Annotated in this window: 24 protein-coding genes; 19 read left to right on the top strand and 5 right to left on the bottom strand. The window is 64.2% G+C overall.

The features are described from left to right. The first annotated feature begins 100 nt into the window (after positions 1-100). From rho to IEX24_RS09415, 16 genes are all read left to right on the top strand, one after another. Entirely contained in the window at positions 101-2,713 is a 2,613-nt protein-coding gene (rho, locus tag IEX24_RS09490) for a transcription termination factor Rho (RefSeq protein ID WP_188677335.1), read from the top strand. Between the two features lie 6 nt (positions 2,714-2,719). Continuing rightward, a complete protein-coding gene (prfA, locus tag IEX24_RS09485) occupies positions 2,720-3,802 on the top strand; it encodes a peptide chain release factor 1 (protein ID WP_188677333.1) in 1,083 nt (360 codons plus the stop codon). An 85-nt stretch (positions 3,803-3,887) separates the two neighbouring features. Further along, entirely contained in the window at positions 3,888-4,760 is an 873-nt protein-coding gene (prmC, locus tag IEX24_RS09480; protein WP_188678167.1) for a peptide chain release factor N(5)-glutamine methyltransferase, read from the top strand. A 292-nt stretch (positions 4,761-5,052) separates the two neighbouring features. Beyond that, positions 5,053-6,000, top strand: a complete 948-nt coding sequence (locus IEX24_RS09475; RefSeq protein WP_188677331.1) for a hypothetical protein — start codon at positions 5,053-5,055, stop codon at positions 5,998-6,000. Positions 6,001-6,126: 126 nt separating this feature from the next. Beyond that, positions 6,127-6,891: an L-threonylcarbamoyladenylate synthase gene (locus IEX24_RS09470; protein WP_188677326.1), complete on the top strand. Its 765-nt coding sequence runs from the start codon at positions 6,127-6,129 to the stop codon at positions 6,889-6,891. A gap of 1 nt (position 6,892) precedes the next feature. Beyond that, positions 6,893-8,086, top strand: coding sequence for an MraY family glycosyltransferase (locus tag IEX24_RS09465; protein WP_229715207.1), 1,194 nt, complete (start codon positions 6,893-6,895; stop codon positions 8,084-8,086). Between the two features lie 4 nt (positions 8,087-8,090). Further along, positions 8,091-8,618, top strand: coding sequence for a Cg1360 family ATP-synthase-associated protein (locus IEX24_RS09460; RefSeq protein WP_188677323.1), 528 nt, complete (start codon positions 8,091-8,093; stop codon positions 8,616-8,618). Between the two features lie 295 nt (positions 8,619-8,913). Further along, positions 8,914-9,606: a F0F1 ATP synthase subunit A gene (gene atpB, locus IEX24_RS09455; RefSeq protein ID WP_229715206.1), complete on the top strand. Its 693-nt coding sequence runs from the start codon at positions 8,914-8,916 to the stop codon at positions 9,604-9,606. A gap of 112 nt (positions 9,607-9,718) precedes the next feature. Beyond that, positions 9,719-9,943, top strand: a complete 225-nt coding sequence (atpE, locus tag IEX24_RS09450) for a F0F1 ATP synthase subunit C (RefSeq protein ID WP_229715247.1) — start codon at positions 9,719-9,721, stop codon at positions 9,941-9,943. Between the two features lie 41 nt (positions 9,944-9,984). After that, positions 9,985-10,578: a F0F1 ATP synthase subunit B gene (locus tag IEX24_RS09445; RefSeq protein ID WP_188677319.1), complete on the top strand. Its 594-nt coding sequence runs from the start codon at positions 9,985-9,987 to the stop codon at positions 10,576-10,578. A 2-nt stretch (positions 10,579-10,580) separates the two neighbouring features. Next, on the top strand, positions 10,581-11,381 hold the full coding sequence (locus IEX24_RS09440; RefSeq protein ID WP_188677318.1) for a F0F1 ATP synthase subunit delta: 801 nt from the start codon (positions 10,581-10,583) through the stop codon (positions 11,379-11,381). An 84-nt stretch (positions 11,382-11,465) separates the two neighbouring features. Beyond that, positions 11,466-13,103, top strand: coding sequence for a F0F1 ATP synthase subunit alpha (atpA, locus tag IEX24_RS09435; RefSeq protein ID WP_188677316.1), 1,638 nt, complete (start codon positions 11,466-11,468; stop codon positions 13,101-13,103). 76 nt (positions 13,104-13,179) lie between these two features. Beyond that, positions 13,180-14,079, top strand: coding sequence for a F0F1 ATP synthase subunit gamma (locus IEX24_RS09430; RefSeq protein WP_188677314.1), 900 nt, complete (start codon positions 13,180-13,182; stop codon positions 14,077-14,079). Positions 14,080-14,124: 45 nt separating this feature from the next. Next, positions 14,125-15,609 (top strand): F0F1 ATP synthase subunit beta, encoded by a 1,485-nt coding sequence (gene atpD, locus IEX24_RS09425; RefSeq protein WP_188677310.1) that lies wholly within the window; start codon positions 14,125-14,127, stop codon positions 15,607-15,609. A gap of 2 nt (positions 15,610-15,611) precedes the next feature. Then, on the top strand, positions 15,612-15,893 hold the full coding sequence (locus IEX24_RS09420; protein ID WP_188677308.1) for a F0F1 ATP synthase subunit epsilon: 282 nt from the start codon (positions 15,612-15,614) through the stop codon (positions 15,891-15,893). Positions 15,894-15,913: 20 nt separating this feature from the next. Beyond that, positions 15,914-16,657, top strand: coding sequence for a YaaA family protein (locus IEX24_RS09415; RefSeq protein WP_188677306.1), 744 nt, complete (start codon positions 15,914-15,916; stop codon positions 16,655-16,657). 20 nt (positions 16,658-16,677) lie between these two features. Here the strand turns inward: IEX24_RS09415 and IEX24_RS09410 are convergent, their stop codons facing one another. Beyond that, positions 16,678-17,304, bottom strand: a complete 627-nt coding sequence (locus IEX24_RS09410) for a DNA-3-methyladenine glycosylase I (protein WP_188677304.1) — start codon at positions 17,302-17,304, stop codon at positions 16,678-16,680. Further along, complete coding sequence (locus tag IEX24_RS09405) at positions 17,268-17,846, bottom strand: methylated-DNA--[protein]-cysteine S-methyltransferase (RefSeq protein WP_188677303.1); 579 nt, start codon at positions 17,844-17,846, stop codon at positions 17,268-17,270. Before IEX24_RS09405 ends, IEX24_RS09410 begins: the two co-directional genes overlap by 37 nt. 175 nt (positions 17,847-18,021) lie before the next feature. Here IEX24_RS09405 and pdxH point away from each other — a divergent pair, with 175 nt between their 5' ends. Beyond that, on the top strand, positions 18,022-18,669 hold the full coding sequence (pdxH, locus tag IEX24_RS09400; RefSeq protein WP_188677299.1) for a pyridoxamine 5'-phosphate oxidase: 648 nt from the start codon (positions 18,022-18,024) through the stop codon (positions 18,667-18,669). Positions 18,670-18,706: 37 nt separating this feature from the next. Here pdxH and IEX24_RS09395 read toward each other — a convergent pair whose 3' ends face one another. The 3 genes from IEX24_RS09395 to IEX24_RS09385 all read right to left on the bottom strand — a co-directional run bounded on the left by IEX24_RS09395 (position 18,707) and on the right by IEX24_RS09385 (position 22,506). Continuing rightward, positions 18,707-20,323: an NAD(P)/FAD-dependent oxidoreductase gene (locus tag IEX24_RS09395; RefSeq protein WP_188677296.1), complete on the bottom strand. Its 1,617-nt coding sequence runs from the start codon at positions 20,321-20,323 to the stop codon at positions 18,707-18,709. 266 nt (positions 20,324-20,589) lie between these two features. Then, on the bottom strand, positions 20,590-22,035 hold the full coding sequence (locus IEX24_RS09390; protein WP_188677292.1) for an aspartate aminotransferase family protein: 1,446 nt from the start codon (positions 22,033-22,035) through the stop codon (positions 20,590-20,592). Positions 22,036-22,038: 3 nt separating this feature from the next. Further along, complete coding sequence (locus IEX24_RS09385; protein WP_188677290.1) at positions 22,039-22,506, bottom strand: Lrp/AsnC family transcriptional regulator; 468 nt, start codon at positions 22,504-22,506, stop codon at positions 22,039-22,041. Between the two features lie 124 nt (positions 22,507-22,630). On the opposite strand from IEX24_RS09385, the gene IEX24_RS09380 reads away from it, so the two are divergent. Both IEX24_RS09380 and IEX24_RS09375 read left to right on the top strand, forming a co-directional pair. Continuing rightward, positions 22,631-24,064: a gamma-aminobutyraldehyde dehydrogenase gene (locus IEX24_RS09380; RefSeq protein ID WP_188677287.1), complete on the top strand. Its 1,434-nt coding sequence runs from the start codon at positions 22,631-22,633 to the stop codon at positions 24,062-24,064. 85 nt (positions 24,065-24,149) lie between these two features. After that, positions 24,150-24,932, top strand: coding sequence for a PP2C family protein-serine/threonine phosphatase (locus tag IEX24_RS09375; RefSeq protein WP_229715204.1), 783 nt, complete (start codon positions 24,150-24,152; stop codon positions 24,930-24,932). The last annotated feature ends 39 nt before the right edge of the window (positions 24,933-24,971 follow it).

Here is a 24,971-nt window from a genome sequence, read left to right as displayed (position 1 = left end):
TGCCGTGGAGCCACGACTCGTGGCCTCCGCCGACGTATTCAGGCGCGTACAGCCCTTTTGCCGCAACTCATAAGACGGCAGAGGAAGGAAAATCACTTTAGTGACTGACACCAATCTCCACGCTCCGAGCGTGGAATCCACCGCCGATCTGTCGACCCTCCGCGTTTCGGAGCTTCAGACTCTGGCAGCGGCGCTCGGCATCGCCGGCGCCTCCAAACTCCGCAAGGGCGAGCTCGTCGCGGCCATCCAGGGCGCTCAGCCTGCCACCGCCGACGGCGGCGGCGGCATGGTTGCTGCCGACGCCACCTCCGGCCCCGAGGTCACCGCGACGTTCGCGGCTCCCGAGACCGAATCTGCCGCAGCTGCTGCAGCTGCATCCGCCGCGCCCGTGCCCGACGCCGCTGTGGCACCGCGCCGTCGTGCGTCTCGCCGAGTGACGTCGAGCGAACCGACGAGCGCGCCGGCGCAATCCGCGATCGCGTCGCTTGACCCCGCGGGCGGCACCGACGCTTCAGAGCCAGATGCTGCGGGACCTGAAGCCTCAGACAACGCCGACAGCACTCCTTCGACCGCACCCACGCGCGGTAACGGCCGCGGCTCGCGTGCCGGGCGCGTCACGGCCACAGGGCACGTGAACGCCGGCGCGCCCGAGCACGCGACACTCGTTCCCGATGCTGCCGCCGCGAACGAGGTGGGTAGCGTCGCTTCAGACGAGTCCGCGATTGATACGAGCGCGCTCGACGCTGTGCTCGATGCGGCGATTTCGGGCGGCCGAGCATCCAATTCAGGTGACGGCGAGAACCGTACCGAGGGTGTTCGGGCTGAACGCCAAGTGCGCACACCGCGCCTGACCCGTGCTCAGCGTGCCGCGCAGGCCGCACGTGATTCTGCCGATGGAGGCGCTTCGCGCACCGACTCGATTCTGCCGAACCTGCCGATCGTGGGTGAAAGCGATGACTCGGGCAGCCGGGGTGCCGATGCAGACGCCGAGCCGAACGGTGCTGCCGACAGTGCCGGGCAGTACGACGGTTCGCAGAACGACGCCGGCCAGAACGACCGCGAGCAAGGCGAGGGTCGCCAAGGCGGCCGAAACCGCAACCGCCGCGAGCGTAACGCCGACCGCCAGAACGGCAACGCGGCCGGTGGTAACCAGAACGCGGGCAACCAGAACGCGGGCAACCAGAACGCCGCGAACACCGGCAGCCAGAACGCGGGCAACCAGAACGACCGCGCCCAGGGCAACCAGAACGCCGACCGCCAAAACGGCCGCGACCAGAACAACCGCGGCAACACCAACCAGCGCAACCAGCGCAATGACCGCAACGATCGCCAGAACGACCGCAACGACGAGGCGAGCTTCGATGAGCAGCAACTCGACGAGCTGAACGGGCGTGACGGCGACCGCAACCAGTCGCAGAACCCGAACGACCGCAATGACCGCAGCGCGCGCAACCGTTACCGCGATCGCAAGCGTCGCGGCCAGGGCCAGGGCGACGACCTCGAGCCCGAGATCAGCGAAGACGACGTGCTGATTCCGGTCGCGGGCATCCTCGACATTCTCGACAACTACGCTTTCGTGCGCACCAGCGGCTACCTGCCCGGCAACAGCGACGTGTACGTGTCGCTCGGCCAGGTCAAGAAGTACAACTTGCGCAAGGGTGACGCCGTTGTCGGCTCCATTCGCCAGCCGCGCGAGGGAGACAACAACGGCCGCCAGAAGTACAACGCCATCGTCAAGGTCGAGTCGATCAACGGCCTGCCCGTCGACGAGGCCGCGAACCGCGTGGAGTTCTCGAAGCTGACGCCGCTGTACCCGCAGGAGCGTCTGCGCCTCGAAACCGAGCCAGGCAAGCTGACCCAGCGCATCATCGACCTCGTCTCGCCCATTGGCAAGGGCCAGCGCGGCCTGATCGTCGCGCCCCCCAAGGCCGGCAAGACCATCGTCATGCAGCAGATCGCCAACGCGATCTCGACCAACAACCCTGAGGTTCACCTCATGGTGGTGCTGGTCGACGAGCGCCCTGAAGAGGTCACCGACATGCAGCGCACGGTGAAGGGCGAGGTCATCGCCTCGACCTTCGACCGCCCCGCCGAAGACCACACCACGGTCGCCGAGCTCGCCATCGAGCGTGCGAAGCGCCTCGTCGAGCTGGGCCACGACGTAGTCGTGCTGCTCGATTCGATCACCCGCCTGGGCCGCGCCTACAACCTGGCCGCCCCGCCGAGCGGGCGCATCCTCTCGGGTGGTGTGGATGCTGCGGCTCTGTACCCGCCGAAGCGTTTCTTCGGCGCGGCCCGCAACATCGAGAACGGCGGATCGCTGACCATCATCGCTTCGGCTCTCGTCGAGACCGGCTCGAAAATGGACGAGGTGATCTTCGAGGAGTTCAAGGGCACCGGCAACATGGAGCTGCGTCTCTCGCGTCAGCTCGCCGACAAGCGCATCTTCCCCGCCGTCGACGTGAACGCGTCGGGCACCCGCCGCGAAGAACTGCTGATGGGCGTCGACGAGACGAAAATCACCTGGAAACTGCGCCGCGCCCTCGCCGGGCTCGACCAGCAGCAGGCGCTCGAGATCGTGCTCGGCCGCCTCAAAGACACCACGAGCAACGTGGAGTTCTTGATGCAGGTGCAGAAGTCGATGCCGGCGACAGCCGCCACCAACGGGCACACCGCGTCGCACACAAACCACAACGGTCACAAAGAGGATTAGGCAGTTATGTTCGAATCAGTAGAAACCTTGCTGATCGAGCATGACGAGCTGCAAGAGCAGCTCGCTGATCCAGCGCTTCACTCGGATCCTGCTCGATCCAAAAAGGTCAACCGTCGTTACGCCGAGCTCAGCCGCATCATCGCGGCTTGGCGCGAGTGGCAGCAGCTGACCGATGACGTCGCCGCGGCCACCGAGATGGCGGCCGAAGACGAGTCGTTCGCGGCCGAGCTGCCCGGCATGGCCGAAGAACTCGAAGCGTCGACCGAGAAGCTGCGGCGCTTGCTCATTCCCCGTGACCCCAACGATGGCCGTGACGTCATCATGGAGATCAAGATGGGGGAGGGCGGCGCTGAGAGCGCGCTGTTCGCGGCCGACCTGCTTCGCATGTACCTGCACTACGCAGAGAGCAAGAAGTGGAAGACCGAGATCATCGAGCAGACCTCATCAGATCTCGGCGGCATCAAAGATGTTCAGCTCGGCATCAAGGGCAAGTCGACCGACCCCGCTGAGGGTGTTTGGGCGCACCTGAAGTACGAGGGCGGGGTTCACCGCGTTCAACGTGTTCCCGCCACCGAGTCGCAGGGGCGCATCCACACCTCCGCCGCCGGCGTCCTCGTCTACCCCGAGGTCGACGAGCCCGAAGAGGTGGAGATCAGCCCGAACGATCTCAAGATCGACGTCTACCGTTCGTCAGGCCCCGGTGGCCAGTCTGTCAACACGACAGACTCTGCGGTGCGCATCACCCACCTTCCCACCGGCATCGTGGTGGCGATGCAGAACGAGAAGAGCCAGCTGCAGAACCGTGAGGCCGGCATGCGCGTGCTGCGTGCCCGGGTGCTCGCGAAGCAGCAGGAAGAGATCGATGAGGCGGCCAGCGCCGTGCGTAAGAGCCAGATTCGCACCATGGACCGCTCGGAGCGCATCCGCACTTACAACTTTCCCGAGAATCGCATCGCCGACCATCGCACCGGGTACAAGGCCTACAACCTCGACGCCGTCATGAACGGCGCACTCGAGCCCGTCGTCGAGTCGTGCATCGCGGCCGACGAAGAGGCGCGGCTCGCCGAGCTGGGCACCTCGGCCGAGTAGTGGCAATGATGCACCGGATGCTCGCGCCTTTCGCTCAGGCCATCGAAATGCCCGTGCGGCGATTCTCGAGGGCGTCGTGAGCGTCATCCAGACAGATCGGCCTCTCACCGTGCGAGTGCTGCTCGAGCGATCGGTGCAGATTCTGGCGCGCGCCGGCGTGCCGACCCCCGATGTCGACGCCGAGCTGCTGATCGGCCACGTGCTGGGCGCAACGCGAGGTCGCGTGCAGTCGCTGACCATCACCGATGCGCCGGTCACGGTCGAAGACGCCGTCGCCATCACCGAAGCAGTCGAACGCCGCGCGGCCCGCGAACCGCTGCAGCACATCACAGGCGTGACGGGCTTTCGTACGCTCGAGCTTGCGGTCGGGCCCGGTGTCTTCGTGCCTCGCCCCGAGACTGAATTCGTGGCCGGCCTTGCCATCGACTCGCTTCGCGCAGATGCCTCAGAATCACCGATCGCGGTCGATCTCGGCACCGGCAGCGGCGCCATCGCCTTGTCACTAGCCACCGAAGTGCCGCATGCCCGGGTGGTCGCTGTCGAGAACTCGACGGCCGCCTTCATCTGGGCGAAGCAGAACTTCCGATCAGTGGATGCCCGTAACGCCCGCCTCGTTTTCATCGACTTGGCTGTGGCCCTGCCAGAACTCGACGGTCTCGTCTCGGTCGTCATCTCGAACCCGCCCTACATTCCCGACCGAGCCATCCCGCGCGACCCCGAAGTGCGGCTCTTCGACCCCGAACACGCCCTCTACGGCGGCCCCGACGGCCTCGACGTCATTCGTGAGGTCTCGCGCACGGCGCTGCGCCTCACCCGCCCGGGCGGAACCCTCGTCATCGAGCACGGCGAACTCCAAGGCGCGGCCATCCGTTCCCTCCTCACCGCCGACGGATGGACCGCCACCTCGACCCACCGCGACCTCACCGGCCGCGACCGCGCCACCACGGCCCTCCGCTAACCCCGCATCTCGCGCCCGCCCACGTCCGCCCGGACCCCAATCGCCCTCGAGCCCCCACCTCACCTCGCCCCGCCCCGCCCCATGCGCGACCGCGACATTCTCGGCGAACGCGACTGAAGCGGACGAGCGCGACCGCCTCTTCGGCTCATCTCGGCCGAAACGGTCGCTGTTGGGCCCGCCCCAGCGTCGGAAGCCACGTGCATCCCGCCCTCCCCACTCTGCACACGGCGAAGTTATCCACAAATGAGCTCGCAGGCGCAAATCGGGAGCCGAGCATCCGAAACCATGAGGCATGCACACGTCAGCCCCACTTCTCCTCGTTCGCGACCGAGTGCGAGTCGGCGAGAGCGACCGCGCTCTGAGGCGAGCGGCTGACGCCGGCACCCTTGTCAGGGTGCGCCGAGGGGCCTACGCGCGCGCTGACGAGTGGTCATGCCTCGACAGCCGCGGGCGCTACCGAACTCGAATCGACGCGGTAGTGCGCACTCGACGCACCAGGCCAGTGCTCGCGTTCGAATCTGCCGCGGCCATCTGGGGATGCGACCGCTGGGGCGGCTGGCCCGATACGGTGCATCTCATCGTCGATCAGGTTGCCGGGCCCACCCGCTCAGAGGGCGTGAAGGTTCATCGAGGCTCGACAGACCGCGTCGTCGAACGTAACGGATTTCTCGTCACCGACTATCGCCGAACCCTCCTCGACCTCGCACGAGTGATGCCGTTTGCGCAGTCCGTCATCGCGCTCGACGAGGCGCTCAACCGCAAGCGCGTCGGCGATCATCTCGCGCAGCAGCGTGAAGCGCTGCTCGACGAACTTGCCATCTTGTCAACATCGCGCGGCCGGGCGAAGGCCATCCAGGCCGTACAATTCACAGACGGACAAGCCGCCAACGGGGGAGAGTCCTACGCTCGGGTACTCATGCACGCGCTTGGATTTCCGCCGCCAGCGTTGCAAACGGAACATCGCAACCCGAGGGGCGGCAACTACTTCACCGACTTCGAGTGGCCGGAATATCGACTCATCGGAGAACTCGACGGCCGCGGGAAGTACCTGAAGACGGAATACCTCGGCCGGATGTCGCCGGGTGAAGCGGTCGTCGAGGAGAAAATTCGCGAGGATCACCTTCGGGCCGAAGGGTTTCGGTTCGCGCGCTGGACGACCGACGAACTACACAATCCCGCGAGGTTTCGCCCGCTGCTCCTGGGCGCAGGGCTGCCGGTGCGACCATTGCGGACGAGATGAGCCGGCGCGGCGGTCGCTCTCGGCCGCTAACATCGCGCTCGGTCGACCCAGGCGCGGTGGGTGCGGATGGGGATGCGGCGCGGGCGCAGGAGCGCGCAGGCCGCGCAAGCTATCATAGTCAGCGATATGGCTGCCATCTATGACTGCACGGTTCCGGCCGAACTCCTCGCCGGAATGCGGCTCTCCCGGGCGGCGATCGGCCGCGGTGAGCTCGTCGTGATACCCACCGACACCGTTTACGGGCTCGCGGCTGACGCGTTCAGCGCCGACGCCGTGCAACGACTGCTCGACGCGAAGGGCCGCACGCGGCAATCACCGCCGCCAGTGCTGATTCCGAACCTGCGGACGCTCGACGCCCTGGCCGAGAACGTCAGCGACGCGGTTCGCTCGCTCGCCGAAGCGTTCTGGCCCGGCGGCCTCACCATCGTGGTGCCCGCCCGCTCATCACTGATGTGGGATCTCGGCGAGACCGACGGCACCGTCGCCCTTCGCATGCCCGCAGACCCGCTCGCCCTCGAGTTGCTCGCCGAAACCGGCCCGCTCGCCGTCTCGAGCGCGAATCTCACGGGTCAGCCTGCCGCTCTGAACGCCGAAGAGGCCGAACGGATGCTCGGCGAAAGTGTCGCCGTGTACCTGCAGTCGTCCGCGCCCGAGACCGCTCCCGCCGGCCTCGCCTCGACAATCGTCGACGCGACCGACCCCGAGCGCGTCAGCATCATCAGGCACGGAGTCATCACCGAGGCGCAGCTGCGCGAGGTCATCGGCGACGCGCTCGTCGATCCGGCGGCACCCGTCGCACCCGATCCGGCGGCACCCGCCGCACTTGAGCCGCCGGCCGCACCCGAGCCGCCCGCGGCATCCGCTGCCCCGCCGGCCGACGAGTCGGCCTAGCGTGCGCTTCTACCTCCTCATCGGGGCGCTTTCGGCCGTCGTCACCTTCGTTCTGGCGATTGTGGTCTATCGGCTGAGCATGAAGTACCGGCTCTACCCGAAGATTCGCGAACGCGATGTGCACACGAGGCCCACGCCGAGGCTCGGCGGTGTTGCCATGTTTCTCGGCATACTCTTCGCCACGGGCATAGCCTCGCAGATCAGCTGGTTCAGCCTCGTCTTCATGAACCCAGGCCCGATTCTGGCGATTCTGGGCGCGGCCTTCATCGTGGTGGTGCTCGGCGTGGCCGACGACATCTGGGATCTCGACTGGGTTACCAAACTCGCCGGTCAGATCATCGCCGCGCTGCTGCTCGCCTGGCAGGGTGTGCAGATCGTTTCGCTGCCCATCGGCGGCCGCACCATCGGTTCGAGCGGTATGTCGCTGTTCATCACCGTGCTCGCCATCGTGCTCGTAATGAACGCCATCAACTTCATCGACGGGCTCGACGGCCTGGTGGCCGGCGTCGCGATCATCGCCAACAGCGTGTTCTTCTTCTACAGCTACATGCTCACGAAGCTCACCAGCCCCACCGACTACTTCAACCTCGCCTCGCTCATCACCGCCGTGCTCATCGGGGCATGCATCGGCTTTCTGCCGCTCAACTGGCACCCGGCGAAACTGTTCATGGGTGATGCCGGTTCGATGCTCGTGGGGCTTCTGATGGCCACGAGCGCCATCGCGGTGACCGGGCAGATCGACCCGACACCACTGGGTCGTTCGCAGTTGCTGCCCGCGTTCATCCCGATTCTGCTGCCGTTCGCCATTCTCGTGCTACCGCTGCTCGACTTCAGCCTTGCAGTGATTCGGCGTCTGCGGGCAGGCAAGAGCCCGTTCAGCGCCGATCGTAAGCATCTGCACCATCGGCTGCTCGATATGGGCCATTCTCAGCTTCACGCCGTGCTGATCTTCTATGGTTGGACTGCCGTGATCTCGATCGGCTGCCTGCTGTTCTTCGTGTTGAATCCGTACTGGCTGGCGTTCGTGTTTCTCGGCGTGGGCGTGGTCATCTGCACCGTTCTCACCCTCGCGCCGCTCACGAGGCGCAAGGCGCTCGAAGCCACGGTGCAGCTCGCACCCGCGCAGAGCATGATCTCAACAGAAGGTGCCGGCCTCGACCCGCTCGACGAGGCCAGCGACGAAAAGGATGTCTGAACCCGTGTCACTCGCCAAGGCCCCCACGCTCAGCTCGACCCCTGTGCTCACCAAGGCACTGAAGTTCGCCGCCGTGCTGACTGTCGCGCTCATCATCGTCGGGGGAGTCGTGGGCTACTTCGTCGACTCCTGGGTCGGGGTGCTGAGCGCGGTCATCGGGGCCGCAATGGCCTTCGTCTTTCTCGGCATCACGGCCGGCAGCATTCTCATCGCGAACCGCTCGTATGCCTCGCCGCTGTTCACCGCGACATTCTTCGCCATCGTGCTCGGCTCGTGGATCATCAAGTTCGTTCTGTTCATCGTGGTCGCCCTACTGCTTCGCAATCAACCATTCATCAACAAATACGTGCTCTTCGGCTTTCTGATCATCGGCGTGATCCTGACTCTGGTTGTCGATGTAGTCGTCGTTGCGCGCACTCGTTTGCCGTATGTGAGCGACGTCGAGCTGCCGAATGCGCAGCAAGTTCTACCGAATGTCGAAATTGACCCCGAAAATGGCCCAAATCGGCCTAAAACAGGCGAACGCGATTAGTTCTCAGGCCCAAAACCTTGATAGGGTTTGGTTGTAAGTTCCGCTGCCCGCGGCTGGTCACCTGTAACAATGAAGCTACAGTTCATGAGTTTTTGGTTGCCAAGCCTGGTCTGCAGCACCCCCCATTATTCGTAGACGCGAGAGCTGAGCTCCACGCCCGAAACAGGAGAAAGCGCTGATATCTAACGCTGTAAACCTGCTAGCCCCGTTAGCAACCGATGAAGGTGGCTTTACGGGTCCCTCCATCAATGAATTTTTTCCCGATGTGTTGTTGTTCGCGGGCACCCCCTTCGCGATGAACCGCATCATGATCATCCGCATCATTGCGCTGCTGGCGATCGTGCTCATCTTCTGGCTCGGCACGCGAAAGATGAAAATCGTTCCGGGCCGTTTCCAGAGTCTCGTCGAGATGGGGCTCGACTTCGTTCGAGTCAACATCGCCGAAGACCTGCTGGGCAAGAAAGACGGCCGGCGCTTCCTGCCGATTCTCACGACCATGTTCTTCATGATCCTGTTCTTCAACCTCACAGGCATCATTCCGGTCTTGAACATCGCCGGCACCTCGGTGATCGGCGTGCCGATCGTGCTGGCAGCGGTTTCGTACATCTGCTTCATCTACGCCGGTGTGCGCAAGCACCCCGCCGCGTTCTTCCGCAACGCGTTGTTCCCCCCAGGTGTGCCGTGGTTCCTCTACATCATCGTGGCGCCCATCGAACTCGTTTCGACGTTCATTCTTCGCCCCATCACGCTGACGCTCCGACTGCTCATGAACATGGTCGTCGGTCACCTCCTGCTGGTGCTGTTCTTTTCGGCGACCTCGTTCTTCTTGTTCACCGCCGGGGGCTGGTGGTCGCTGCTCAGCATCGGCAGTCTCGCTTTCGGTTTCGTCTTCACGCTGTTCGAGATTCTGGTCGCGGTTCTGCAGGCGTACGTCTTCGCTCTGCTGACGGGCGTCTACATCCAGCTCGCGCTGGCCGATGAACACTGAGACTGCAGAATCCTAGGCACTCCCCAGCACCACACCTAAGCACCACCCACAAACGAAGGCTGGCGGGCATCCGCTCGTACAGCCCCAACGGAAGGAAACACTCGTGGCAGACATTTCGACTCTTGCGGAGCTGAGCGGCAACATCGCAACCGTCGGCTATGGCCTCGCAGCCATCGGCCCGGCCATCGGCGTCGGCATCGTCGTCGGCAAGACCATTGAGGGCGTTGCACGCCAGCCTGAGCTGGCCGGCCGTCTTCAGGTGCTGATGTACATCGGTATCGCGTTCACCGAGGCGCTTGCGTTCATCGGTATCGCCGTCGGCTTCATCTTCACCTAAACCCTCCCTGACGAAACCCTCGAGTTTAGAAAGGAGGCACGATGTTCAATTCAGTGAACACAACGGTTCTCGCTGCAGAAGCGACCCACAACCCGATTCTTCCCGAGACCCCAGACCTGGTCTGGGGGTTCGTGTGCTTCATCGTCTTGCTGGTGTTCTTCTGGCGCCTGGTTCTGCCACGCATGAAGAAGCTGCTCGACGAGCGAGGCGAGGCCATCGAAGGCAACATCGAGAAGGCCGACATCGCGCAGAAAGAGGCCGACGCGCTGCTCGAGCAGTACACCGCTCAGCTGGCGGATGCTCGTGTCGAGGCCGGTTCCATTCGCGAACAGGCTCGTGCTGACGGTCAACGCATTCTCGCCGAGCTCAAAGAGCAGGCGTCGAGTGAGGCTGCCCGCATTCAGGCGACGGCACAATCACAGATCGAAGCCGAACGCCAGGCCGCTGTCGTGTCGTTGCGCTCAGAGGTCGGATCGCTTGCGATCGACCTCGCATCCGGCGTCATCGGCGAGAGCCTGACCGACGACAAGCGCTCCGCTGCCATCGTCGACCGCTTTCTCGCCGACCTCGAAGCGAGTGAGACGGCCTCTGCTGCTGGCGCGGCCGAGTCATCCACTGGGGCGGTGTCGTCGTAGGCATGGGTAGTGCAAGCAGAGAAGCCCTGGCTTCGTCGAAAGCGGCCATCGCGGCCGTTGCGCCTGGTGCGTTGACGCTGTCGACCGGTGAAGACCTTTTCGCCGCCGGCCGCATCATCGGCGCATCACCGCAGTTTCGCGGTTTGCTGAGCGACCCCGCCACCGAGCAGGCCGAAAAATCGGCCCTCATCAGGCGGGTCTTCGGCGACGACCTCAGTACTGACGCGTTGTCGCTGCTGACAACCATTGCGTCGGCGACCTGGTCGAGCACGGATGATCTGCTGAGTGGCATCGAAGAAGTGGCTCTGCGGGTCATCGCAACGAGCGCTCCGGCCGACCTGTCGATCGAAAGCGAACTGTTCGAGTTCGGCGAGGCCGTGTCGTCTGACTCCGGTCTCGAATTGGCGGTCAGCTCGAGCTTCGGTGCACCCGAAGCGAAGGTGGCGCTGATCAACGCCCTGCTGCACGGCAGGGCGTCAGAGCAGACCGTGGTCATCGTGAGGCACCTCGTGCTCCAGCCTCGCGGCCGGCGTATCGAAGAGCTGCTGAACACTGCGGCGACGATCGTGGCAGACACGAAGAACCAGTCGATCGCCACCGTGACGAGCGCCACACCGATTGCGCCCGCACAACTCGACCGATTGCGCGTGGCTCTAGGCCGCACCTATGGCCGCGAGCTGACCATCAACCAAGTCGTCGACGCATCAGTGCTCGGCGGGCTCCGGGTGCAGATCGGCGGTGACGTCATTGACGGCAGTATCGAATCGCGCCTGAACGACCTTCGGCAGAAGCTCACCGCATAACAGTGCGGAAGGTTTAGCCGGGCACACCCGCCCGAAGCCTCCCGCCCACACGCATACTTAGAAAAACACATCAAAGGATTGGCAATGGCAGAACTAACGATCAGCCCCGACGAGATCCGTAACGCGCTTCAAGATTTCGTGAAGTCGTACGAACCCACCGCCGCAAGCGCTGTCGAGGTCGGCTACGTCATCGACGCCGCAGACGGCATCGCCCACGTTCAGGGCCTGCCCGGCGTCATGGCGAACGAGCTCATCACCTTCGCCGACGGCACTCTGGGTCTCGCCCAGAACCTCGAGCAAGACGAGATCGGTGTCATCGTTCTCGGTGAGTTCTCCGGCATCGTCGAAGGCATGGAGGTGAAGCGCACCGGCGAGGTGCTCTCTGTTCCCGTCGGCGACGCGTACCTCGGCCGTGTGGTCGACCCGCTGGGCAACCCCATCGACGGCCTCGGCGAGATCGTCACCACCGAGCGTCGTGCTCTCGAGCTGCAGGCGCCCGGCGTCATGAGCCGCAAGAGCGTGCACGAGCCCATGCAAACGGGTATCAAGGCCATCGACGCCATGATTCCCATCGGCCGGGGCCAGCGCCAGCTGATCATCGGTGACCGCCAGACCGGCAAGACCGCTATCGCGATCGACACCATCATCAACCAGAAGGCGAACTGGGAGTCGGGCGACACCAACAAGCAGGTGCGCTGCATCTACGTGGCCATCGGTCAGAAGGGCTCCACCATCGCTTCGGTGAAGGGTGCTCTCGAAGACGCCGGGGCTATGGAGTACACGACCATCGTCGCAAGCCCGGCATCCGACCCGGCCGGCTTCAAATACCTCGCTCCCTACACCGGCTCGGCTATCGGCCAGCACTGGATGTACGACAGCAAGCACGTTCTGATCATCTTCGACGACCTGTCGAAGCAGGCCGAGGCATACCGCGCTGTGTCGCTGCTGCTGCGCCGCCCGCCAGGACGTGAGGCGTACCCCGGTGACGTGTTCTACTTGCACTCCCGTCTGCTCGAGCGTTGTGCCAAGCTCTCTGACGAGCTCGGTGCCGGTTCGATGACGGGGCTCCCCATCATCGAGACCAAGGCCAATGACGTCTCGGCGTACATCCCGACCAACGTGATCTCGATCACCGACGGCCAGATCTTCTTGCAGTCCGACCTGTTCAACGCCAACCAGCGCCCCGCTGTCGATGTCGGTATCTCGGTGTCGCGAGTCGGTGGCGACGCTCAGGTGAAGAGCATCAAGAAGGTCTCCGGCACCCTGAAGCTCGAACTGGCTCAGTACCGCTCGCTCGAGGCGTTCGCGATGTTCGCCTCAGACCTCGATGCGGCATCTCGTCGCCAGCTCGCCCGTGGTGCGCGCCTGACCGAGTTGCTCAAGCAGCCGCAGTACTCGCCGTACCCCGTCGAGAACCAGGTCGTTTCGATCTGGGCCGGCACGAACGGCAAGCTCGACGAGGTTCCGGTCGAAGACATTCTGCGTTTCGAGCACGAGTTGCTCGACTACTTCGGTCGCAACACCGACGTGCTGACCAAGCTGCGCGACACGAACGTGCTCTCTGACGAGATCACTGCGCAGCTCGAAGAGGGCGTCGACAAGTTCAAACTCGAGTTCCAGACGGGTGAGGGCAAGCCGCTCGCTTCGGTGGGCAGCGAGAAGTTCGACGCCTCGGCCAAAGAAGACGTCAACCAAGAGAAGATCGTCAAAGGGCGTCGATGATGCTTAGTAAAAAGGCGCAGTGCGGCTTTTTGCTCATCGGCGCCGAGCCGGTGACGGCTCGGTTTAGGGAGATCTCATGGCCGCACAGCTGAGGGTCTACCGGCAGAAGATCAAGTCTGCCCAGACGACCAAGAAGATCACGAGAGCGATGGAGTTGATCTCCGCCTCGCGTATTCAGAAGGCGCAGGCGCGGGTCGCGGCATCCTCGCCGTATGCGCGTGCGGTCACCCGCGCGGTGTCGGCCGTGGCGACCTACTCGAACGTCGACCACATTCTGACGACCGAGCCCGAAAAGGTCGAGCGCGCGCTTGTCGTTGTGTTCGCATCTGACCGCGGCCTGGCTGGTGCCTTCAGCTCGAGCGTGCTTAAAGAGTCAGAGCAGCTGACCACTTTGCTGCGCAGCGAAGGCAAAGAGGTCGTCTACTTTCTCGTCGGTCGCAAGGCTGCCGCCTACTTCTCGTTTCGCAAGCGCGCGGCCGAGAAGATCTGGACGGGCGGCACCGACCAGCCCACGTTCGAAACCGCGAAAGAGATCAGCGATGCGCTCGTTGAGATCTTCGTGAAAGAGGCTTCTGAGGGCGGCGTCGATGAGATTCACATCGTCTACAACCGCTTCGTGAGCATGGTGTCACAGGTACCCGAGATCGTTCGACTGCTTCCCCTCGAAGTGGTTGAAGAGATGGAGGTTCCGGGTGAACACGACGTGCTGCCGCTCTATGAGTTCGAGCCCGAGGTCGGCGATGTTCTGGATGCTCTGCTGCCGGTTTACATCGAAAGCCGCATCTTCAACGCCATGTTGCAGAGCTCGGCGTCTGAACATGCCGCGCGTCAGCGGGCCATGAAGTCGGCCAGCGACAACGCAGACAAGCTCATTCGCGACTACACCCGCCTTGCCAACAACGCCCGCCAGTCAGAGATCACACAGCAGATCTCCGAGATCGTCGGCGGCGCCGACGCACTGACCCCGGCTCGCTAACGCGCGGCCCTCACGTTTTAGTTTTTCTAGAGAAGGAAAGAAGCAATGACACCGACAGCAACAGCCACTGAGCCCGCTGCCGCCGACGAGAAGGTCGCAGGCGTAGGCCGCATCGCTCGCGTCACCGGCCCGGTCGTCGACATCGAGTTTCCGCACGACGCGATTCCGGGCATCTACCAGGCCCTGAAGTCGACGATCACCATCGACGGCGAGAGCCACGAGATCACGCTCGAGGTTGCACAGCACCTCGGAGACGACTTGGTTCGCGCCATCGCCTTGAACCCGACCGACGGTCTCGTTCGCGGTCAAGAGGTTACCGACACCGGAGCGCCGATCTCGGTGCCCGTCGGCGACGTTACCAAGGGCAAGGTCTTCAACGTCATCGGCGAGGTGCTGAACGCAGACGCCGATGGCACGATCAACGGTGAGAAGATCGAGATCACCGAGCGCTGGCCGATTCACCGCAAGCCGCCGGCGTTCGACCAGCTGGAGTCGAAGACGACTCTGTTCGAGACCGGCATCAAGGTCATCGACCTGCTCACCCCGTATGTGCAGGGTGGCAAGATCGGCTTGTTCGGTGGCGCCGGCGTGGGCAAGACGGTGCTGATCCAAGAGATGATTCAGCGCGTTGCGCAAGACCACGGTGGTGTGTCGGTCTTTGCGGGGGTCGGTGAGCGCACCCGTGAGGGCAACGACCTCATCGCCGAAATGGAAGAGGCGGGTGTCTTCGACAAGACCGCCCTTGTCTTCGGCCAGATGGACGAGCCGCCGGGAACGCGTCTTCGCGTCGCCCTCTCGGCGCTGACCATGGCGGAGTACTTCCGTGACGTGCAGAAGCAAGACGTTCTGCTCTTCATCGACAACATCTTCCGCTTCACCCAGGCCGGTTCTGAGGTTTCGACGCTGCTCGGCCGCATGCCGTCTGCCGTGGGTTACCAGCCGAACCTCGCCGACGAGATGGGTGTTCTGCAAGAGCGCATCACCTCGACGCGTGGTCACTCGATCACCTCGCTGCAGGCCATCTACGTTCCTGCTGACGACTACACCGACCCGGCTCCGGCGACCACCTTCGCTCACCTCGATGCGACCACCGAGCTCTCGCGCGAGATCGCATCGCGGGGTCTGTACCCCGCGGTCGACCCGCTGACGTCGACCAGCCGCATCCTCGACCCCCGCTACTTGGGTGCCGATCACTACAACACGGCTGTTCGCATCAAGGCGATTCTGCAGAAGAACAAAGAGTTGCAGGAGATCATCGCGATTCTCGGTGTCGACGAGCTCTCTGAAGAAGACAAGATCACCGTTTCGCGTGCTCGTCGTATTCAGCAGTTCTTGTCGCAGAACACTTACATGGCGAAGAAGTTCACCGGTGTCGAGGGTTCGACTGTTCCGCTGAAAGACACCATCGAGTCGTTCTCGGCCATCGCCAACGGTGACTTCGACCACGTGGCCGAGCAGGCCTTCTTCAACGTCGGTGGCATCAACGACGTTGAAGAGAAGTGGGCTCAGATTCAGAAAGAAGACGGCTAACCGTGGCCGAGGTTTCGGGTGAGGCGCCGCTGCAGGTGAGTGTCGTCGCCGCCAACCACGAAGTGTGGTCGGGCGGTGCGCGCCAGGTGATCGCGAAGACGACCGAGGGTGAGATCGGTATTCTGCGCGGTCACGAGCCGCTGCTCGCCATTCTGTCGGAGGGTGAAGTTCGCGTCACCCTCGTCGACGGCAAGCGCATCGTGGCCCAGGCCGACGAGGGCTTTCTGTCAGTCGAGAACGATCGCGTGACGATCGTGGCTCGCGCCGCAGAACTCGTCTCCTAACTTCTCTTCATGCAGCTTCGTTGTTAATTGTTCTACCGCCGTCTGAGACAAAACGAGACGGCGGCGTGGATGCTCGGCTCGACCTGGCCTCTCTTCGCTTCGCGAAGCTGAGGCCGCGTCGGGCCGAACTCATTCGTGCCGTACGTACGCTTGCGCGTGACCCCGAGGCGACGATCGCGGCGCTGAAGCTCGGCCGCACTCAGCACGATGAGATCAGCCGCAACCGTCGGCTGACGCTGTCGCCGACGATGCCGGCCCTCGACCGGTACACAGGCGTGCTCTTCGACGCGATCGATGCACCCTCTCTCACCCCCGCCGCGCGACAATTCGCGGGGCAGCACCTCATCGTGCAGTCGGCGTTGTTCGGGCCCATCGGCGCTCTCGACCACGTTCCCGCCTATCGGCTCTCGCATGACTCGCGTGTTCCCGGTTTCGCGCTCAAGAAGCACTGGGCACCAGGCGGTTCGCGGGCGCTGGCCGACGAGCCCGGCCTCCTGCTCGACTTTCGCTCAGAGGGTTACGTCGCTCTATCGCCGGTGGATGCTCGGCCGAACTCGTACTTTCTCCGAGTCAACGCGGTCGGCCCCGACGGCGAAGTTCGCGCGCTGAACCACTTCAACAAAACGGCTAAGGGTCGGCTGACGCGCGCGTTACTCGAAGCCGGTCTCGACTTCGACACCGTCGACGACGCGGTCGACTGGGCGCGCGGTGCCGGTTTCGCGCTTGGGCGAACGGCGCCCGCCGAAATCACCCTGACCGTCTGAGTTGGCCTCGGCCTAACGTCTTACGGCACAGCGCTGAAGCAGCCTTCTACGTGGTCGTCGACGAGGCCCGCAGACTGCATGAGCGCGTACATGGTGGTCGGCCCGACGAATTTAAAGCCGAGTCTGCGGAGTTCTTTGCTGAGGGCTACCGATTCGGGTGTGGTCGCCACGAAGTCGCCGAAACCTCGGGGGCGCGGCCGTTTTTTGGTGGGCTCGAAACTCCAGACCAGAGCATCCAGTGCACCGTCGCCGCGCTCTGCGATGAGGTTCTGCGTGACTTTCGCGTTGTTGATGGCCGCCTCGATTTTGCCGCGGTGTCTGATGATGGCGGCGTCGACAACGAGGCGTTCGACATCATTCTCATCGAATGCGGCCACAGTGGCGATGTCGAAGTTCGCGAACGCCCGACGAAATTCGCCGCGGCGGCGCAGAATGGTGATCCACGAGAGGCCGGCCTGAAAACCCTCGAGGCTGACCTTTTCGTAGAGCGCTCTGTCGGTGTGGAGCGGTTTTCCCCACTCGTTGTCGTGGTACGGCCGATAGTCGGGGTCATCGCCGGCCCAGGCGCACCGTGCCTTCCCGTCGTCTCCGATCACGAGAGCGCTGGCGCTCACAGGTGGCCGATGCTTTCGTGATCGAGCAACCATACTTTTGTGGGAATGCCGTTGCCGCCGCTGTAGCCGGTGATCTTGTTGTTCGAGGCGAGCACACGATGGCAGCCCACAATGATGGGTATGGGATTCGCGCCGACCGCACCACCGACCGCTCGACCGGAGCCCGGTCGCCCTGCCGCCAGACCGAGCTCGCCGTACGACACGTACTCGCCCCAACCGACGCGCTGGAGCTGCTGCCAAATGTCGCGCTGAAACGCGGTGCCCACCATGCGGAGGGGAAGGTCGAACTCGGTGCGCTCACCGGCGAAGTATTCGCTCAGCTGCCTGACGGCTTCATCGAGCACCGCATTCGAGCGTTCGGGCAGGTCGTCGTGCGGGAGCGAGAACGCGCGCTCGATGTGCAGCGTGAGGATCGACTCCGTGTCGGCGGTGAGTTCGAGGCGACCGAGGGGGCTCTCGGTGCGAACCAAGAACTGCGGCGATTGCAGTGTGAAGGGCGAGGGGGCGATCGCGGTGGGGATGGTCTCCGTGGGGATGGTCGCGGCGGGGGCCTCGGTGAGTGAGCTTGCTGTCATGGTTCGACTGTAGCTCGGGCCATCTCAGTGACGCTGGCATCGATGCGACATTGTGGAAAAGCTCGTGAGGTGACGGCATGTGGAGAGGGCGAGCGGAGGGGGCGAGTGGAGAAGGAGACACTCGACTGCCGGGGCGCTGCAGATGAAGCGCCAGGCAGGTAGCGTTGGCACTGCCATGAACTCACTCATCACACACCGCGACTACGGTTCTGAACCGCTCAACGAAGCCGATCTGGCCGCCGATCCGTTCGAGCAGTTCGCGTCGTGGCTGGCCGACGCCGAGTCTGCCGAGCTGACTGAGCCGAACGCGATGGTGCTCAGCACGGTCGATGGTGATGGAGTGCCGAGCAGCCGCACGGTTCTGCTCAGAGGAGTGCACGAGGGCGGCTTCGAGTTCTACACGAACTACGACTCGCGAAAGGGGCGGGCGCTGGCCGAGCATCCGGTGGCCTCAGCGCTCTTTCCGTGGTACTTGTTGCAACGCCAGGTGATCATCACCGGAACGGTCGAACGGGTGAGTTCGACAGCAAGCGATACATATTTCGCGAGCAGGCCGTACAAATCGCAAATCGCGGCGATTGCGAGCGAACAATCGCGGCCGATCGATTCACGTGGCGAGCTGGAGTCGCGCATGGCCGAGGTGGCGGCGACTTTTCCCGAAAATGAAAGCGTGCCGCGGCCCGACGGCTGGGGCGGTTTTCGCCTGGTTCCGTCGCGCGTCGAGTTCTGGAAGGGCCGCCGTTCGCGCCTGCACGACCGCTTGGTCTACTCGCGCGAGGCTTCGGGCGACTCCGCGTGGCAGGTCACACGCCTACAACCCTGAGAGCCGCCCGCGCGCCAACTCGAGCGCAATCAGGGTGTCAGTGGCCGGTGAGGGGCCCGAGCAGCTTCGCGGTGCGGGAGGGGCGGCCGGTCATCCATTCTTCGCGGTCGGCGAGGTCTGCCGATACGAGGCCGAGGTTTGCGCCGATGAAGCGCAGCGGCTCGGGCTCCCAACGCGGTGAGAGGTGGTTCACCCACGGCAGACGAGTGAGGTCGTTGCTGTGTGGGAGCAGGCTCGCGTCGGATCCCGTGATGAGTGCGGTGAGGGTGCGTCCCGCCAGGTTCGTGGTGCTGAGCCCGTCGCCCACGTATCCGCCCGCGAACGCGACACCGGTGCGCGGGTTGTAGCTCGCCGAGGCGTGCCAGTCGCGCGCGACTCCGAGCGGACCGCCCCATCGGTGCGTGATTTCAGCGTCGAACGCGTCGGGGTAGAGGTCGACGAGGGTGTTGCGCAGGTGATCGAACACGCGCTGAACCTGGTCATACGACGAGTGGATGCTCGAACCCCAGTGATACCGCGCTCCGCGCCCGCCGAACGCGAACCTATTGTCGGCCGTGCGCTGCCCGTAGATGAGCAGGTGCCGGTAGTCGCTGAAAGTGGTGCCGTGTGGCAGACCGGCCTGCTGCCAGAACGCGTCGGGAAGCGGCTCGGTCGCGATCATGAGCGAATAGAGCGGCATGATGCGGCGGCCGACGCCGGGAAGCTGGGCGCCGTACGCCTCGGTGGCGATGACGATGTGCTCGGCGCGTACGGTCGTGCGCGTCCCGGGCGTTTCGCGGGAGGTGCGCGAGTCGGCGCGGCCCAATGCCAATGCCAATGCCGATGCCGGCGCGGTTGTCGGCGCGGCTACGTGCGAGTCGCTCGTGCGCGGCGTCGCCACAGTCGCTTCGCGCGGCCGCCACGACGTGACTTCGGTGTGCTCGTAAATGGCGACCCCGAGCGCCTCGACGACTGCGGCGAGCCCGTGCACCAGCTTCGCGGGGTGCAGGCGTGCGCAAGCCGGGTCGAAGGTGGCGCCGAGCGCCCCAGCAGGGTGGCCCGACGACGCGAAAGCCGCCGGAGCCGCATCCGCGACGTCGCCGGCGACCGTCTCCCTTGCAGACCTCTGTGCCGCCGCAGGTGAGCTCGCTGCGTAGTCGGCCGAAGACGCCCCCGGGCCGGCGACGTAGTCGCGGTACTCGAGTTGGTCGACGCCGAAGTGGCGCGCCTCGGCGACGTCGGCGCGCGCCGCCGCGACCTGCACCGAGTTCATCGCGTAGACGAGGGTGCCGCCCTGTGCGAAATCGCACGAAATGTGCTCGGCGGCGACCACCGCGCCCACTTCGGCCACCGTGTCGATCATCGCGCGGCGCATGGCGACGGCCTGCGAGAATCCATACTCCCGCTCGAGTGACGCGGCCGAGCGCGGAAACAGCGCCGAACACCAGCCACCGTTGCGCCCCGAGGCGCCGAATCCCACCGTCTCTTTCTCGAGTACCGCGATCGAGAGCGAAGGGTCTGCTGTGGCGAGGTAGTAGGCCGTCCACAACCCGGTGAGCCCGCCGCCCACGATGCATACGTCGACGTCGAGGTCACCTTCGAGTGCGGCCCGCGGATGCCCGCCCGGCGCCAGCTCGCTCGAAGCCCATTCGCTCCAGTAGTTCTGCACGATCATCCGTTCGTGGGGTCAGCTGAGGCTCGGTATGTGAGCCCCTTACGTCGAAATGAGACCGGTCTACCAGGCTCAACAAGTCGCAATGGGCTCACCTGGGCACGGGGGAGCCGCAAGGCGGCGGCGGGAGTGGGAGGCCCGGAGGGGGCGGGACGGGCGCGACGGCGCGGCGGGCGGAAGCGGCGCTGCGCGCAGAGGCGGCGCTGCGGGCGGAGGCGACGCGGCGGGCGGAGGCGGCGCTGCGCGCGGAGTTGACATCGCGCGGCGAGTTACAGCTGCGCCCAGGCCTCGGTGAGCACCGAGCGCAGAATGCCCTCGATCTCGTCGAACTCGGGCTGGCCGATGGTGAGCGGGGGCGCGAGCTGAATCACGGGGTCGCCCCGGTCGTCTGCCCGGCAGTAGAGGCCGGCCTCGAAGAGCGCCTTCGACAAGAAGCCGCGCAACAGGCGCTCTGACTCATCGTCGTCGAACGTCTCTTTGGTGACCTTGTCTTTGACGAGTTCGATGCCGAAGAAATAGCCGTCGCCGCGTACATCGCCCACGATCGGCAGATCGTTGAGCTTCTCGAGCGTCGAACGAAACGCGGGCGAGTTAGCCCGCACCCGTTCGTTCAGCTTCTCCTCTTCGAAAATGTCGAGGTTCTCGAGCGCCACAGCAGCAGACACCGGATGCCCGCCGAACGTGTAGCCGTGGTAGAACGACGTGTTTCCGTGCTTGAACGGCTCATAGACGCGATCGGAGACGATAGTGGCGCCGATAGGGGAGTACCCGCTCGTCATACCCTTTGCGCAAGTGATCATGTCGGGCACGTAGCCGTACTCGTCGCAGGCGAACATGTGGCCGATGCGGCCGAACGCGCAGATGACCTCGTCGCTGACCAGCAGCACGTCGTACTTGTCGCAGATCTCGCGCACTCGCTGAAAATAGCCAGGGGGCGGCGGAAAGCAGCCACCCGAGTTCTGCACCGGCTCTAAGAACACCGCGGCCACCGTTTCGGGCCCCTCGAACTCGATCATCTCTTCGATGCGGTTCGCCGCCCAGACGCCGAACTCTTCGAGATTGTCGGCGTGCTCCGGCGCGCGGTAGAAGTTCGTGTTCGGCACCCGAAAGCCGCCGGGGGTGACCGGCTCGAACATCTCTTTCATGGCCGGAATGCCGGTGATCGCCAACGCACCCTGCGGCGTGCCGTGGTAGGCGACGTTGCGCGAGATCACCTTGTGCTTGGTGGGCCGGCCCTGCAGCTTCCAGTAGTACTTCGCCAGCTTGAATGCGGTTTCCACGGCCTCGCCGCCGCCGGTGGAGAAGAAGACGCGGTTCAAGTCGCCAGGGGCGTAGTCGGCGAGTCTGTCGGCAAGCTCGATGGCCGACGGATGCGCGTACGACCACAACGGAAAGAACGAGAGCTCAGCGGCTTGCTTCGCCGCAACCTCGGCAAGCCGCTGCCGCCCGTGCCCGGCGTTCACCACGAAGAGGCCCGAGAGGCCGTCGAAGTACTTCTTGCCCTGGCTGTCCCAGATGTGGTGGCCCTCACCCTTGACGATGATGGGCACGCCGTGGCCGTCTTCCATGACGGATTGACGGGAGAAGTGCATCCACAGGTGGTCTTTCGCCTTCTGCTGCAGGTCTGCTTCGTCGAATTTCGACGAGATCGACGAGTCGGTGACGCCTGTTCCGCGAGCGGCTGCAGCCGCGGCCGTTGATTCGGTGATGGTCATGAGTTATCTCGTTCCCCAGTTGTAGAGCTGCTTGTGCAGCTTCAGATAGACGAAGGTCTCGGTCGACAGCACCCCGGGCAGCGTTCTGATGTCGTTGTTCAGCAGGGAGATGAGGTCGTCGTCGTTCTCGCACACCACTTCGACCATGATGTCGAAGGTACCGGCGGTGAGAACGACGTAGTCGACCGCCGGGAGTTCTGCCAGGGCATCCGCTATGACTCGCGTGTCACCTGTGACCTTGAGCCCCACCATGGCTTGACGATAGAAACCGAGTTGCAGCGGGTCGGTCACGGCCACGATCTGCATGACGCCCGTTTCGGTGAGCTTCTGCACGCGCTGCCTGACGGCGGCCTCGCTCAGCCCCACGGCCTTGCCAATCTCGGCGTACGATCGGCGACCATCGTCTTGCAGTTGCTCGATGATGGCCTTTGAGGTTTCGTCGAGATGCGGCGCGCGTGCCTTGGTGCTCATGGCTCGATTCTGTCAGTGAAAATAGGCATCGGCAAGCGAATCCGAAGGAAATACGTCATTTGACCTATGAAAACGACAGAAATTGCCCTCGTGCTGAATGTCGGCTTCGCATTAGGATGGCCGCATGAGCGTTCGTGAATTGAAGAACTTCGTCAACGGTGAATACGTGGATGCGTCGGCCGATCGACGCCTCGACATCATTGATCCTGCCACCGAGCAGGTCTACGCAACCACTCCCATCTCGAACGCGGCCGACATCGACGGAGCCTATCGCGCCGCGGCGATCGCGTTCGAGAGCTGGGGCGAGTCGACCCCGTCAGAGCGGCAGCTAGCCCTTTTTCGCATCGCCGACGCCATGGAGGCCCGAGCCGAAGACTTTGCCGACGCCGAGTCGCTCGACACCGGCAAACCGCGCGGCTCCATCGTCGCCGACGAGATCTTGGTGTCGGTCGACCAGATCAGGTTCTTCGCGGGGGCGGCTCGCGTTTTGGAGGGGCGCGCGGGGGGCGAGTATCTCAAAGACTTCACCTCGTTCATCCGGCGCGAACCCATTGGCGTGATCGGTCAGGTCACCCCCTGGAACTACCCGCTGAACATGGCGGTGTGGAAGTTCGCCCCCGCCCTGGCAGCGGGCAACACGACCGTGCTCAAGCCATCTGACACCACGCCGGCCTCGACGCTGCTGCTCGCTGAGGTGGCGGCCGAGTTCTTGCCGCCGGGCGTGTTGAACGTGATCACGGGCGACCGTTCGACGGGCGCCGGGATGATCGAGAATCGCACCCCGCAGATGGTCTCGATCACGGGTTCGGTTCGAGCCGGTATGGAGGTGGCGAAGGCCGCGTCTGCCGATCTGAAGCGGGTGCATCTCGAACTCGGCGGTAAGGCGCCCGTGATCGTGTTCGACGACGCCGACATTCCGCTGGCGATTGAGGGCATCGTGGCCGCGGGGTTCTTCAACGCGGGGCAAGACTGCACGGCGGCGACACGCCTTCTCGTGCAGGCGGGCATCCACGACGAATTCGTGGTGGCTCTGGCCGCGTACGCCAAGGAGAACGCGCTGACCGGGGCGCCGAGCACCGATGGCATTTTGTTCGGCCCGGTGAACAACCAGAACCAGCTCGACCGGGTCACCGGCTTCATCGACCGACTGCCCGACAATGCGAACATCGAGCTCGGTGGTCACCGCCAAGGCGACACGGGCTACTTCTACGAGGCGACCATCGTGTCGGGCCTGCACCAGACCGACGAGGCCATTCAGACCGAGATCTTCGGCCCGGTCATCACCGTACAGAAGTTCACCGACGAGGCTCAGGCGCTCTGGTGGGCGAATGATGTGGAGTTCGGCCTCGCATCATCGGTGTGGACGAAAGACCACAGCCGCGCCATGCGGTTCGCCAAGAACCTCGACTTCGGCTGCGTGTGGATCAACACCCACATTCCACTCGTGGCCGAGATGCCGCACGGCGGATTCAAGCACTCGGGCTACGGAAAAGACCTGTCGATGTACGGATTCGAGGACTACACGCGCATCAAGCACGTCATGTCATACATCGGCTGAGTTTTCGGGGCCTGAACTCTCGTCTACAGTTATGTCGAGAAGCTGTTGCACCCGCAATCGACGGCTGGTCAGAGAGAGAATTCGCGTGACGCAGATCGGCGAGAGAACAGCGACGTTCCGAGTCACCAGCCCAACGACGCCGTCGCGGTCGTTCGTGGTCTCGTGGGCCGCTCTGACCGACATCGGCAGGCGGCGGGCGGTCAACGAAGACAGCGTGGTCGCGCATCCGCCCATTTTCGCCGTGGCAGACGGCATGGGCGGCCACGCGGCGGGCGATGTCGCCAGCGATGCCGTGGTCAAGCGGCTCGGTCAGCTGGGAGCAGACCCGTTCACCACCGGCGACGTCATCGACGAGGCCCTGTCGCTTGCACTCACCGACATCGACCTGGTGGGCGACACCACGACCCTGGGCACCGGAACCACCGTGACCGGTGTCGCGCTCAACCTGGTCGACGGCGAACCGACGTGGGCCGTGTTCAACATCGGCGATTCGCGGGTGTATCAGTACCTCGACGGGTCGCTCGCACGCCTCACGGTCGACCATTCTGTGGTGCAAGAGCTGGTGGATGCCGGGCTGATCACTGCCGAACAGGCCGAAACCCATCCCGACAGCAACATCATCACCCGGGCGGTGGGGTTTCATGAGAAGCCGGTGCCCGACTACTCGCTGCTCGACATCATTGCCGGCCAGCGCATTCTGATCTGCAGCGATGGGCTGACGAAAGAACTCACCGACCACGGAATCGCGCACTACCTCGGGCGCGAGGGGTCGGCGTGGCAGACCGCGTCATCACTGGTCGAGGCCGCGCTGACGAATGGCGGGCGCGACAACGTGACCGTTCTGGTGATCGACGTGGCCGCGGGCTGAGCCCCGCATGCAGGTTTGCCGCCGGGGGTCGCGACTGCC

The sequence above is a fragment of the Subtercola lobariae genome (assembly GCF_014640255.1).
Taxonomy (GTDB): Bacteria; Actinomycetota; Actinomycetes; order Actinomycetales; family Microbacteriaceae; genus Subtercola; species Subtercola lobariae.
This window is presented reverse-complemented; position numbering and strand designations above follow the sequence as displayed.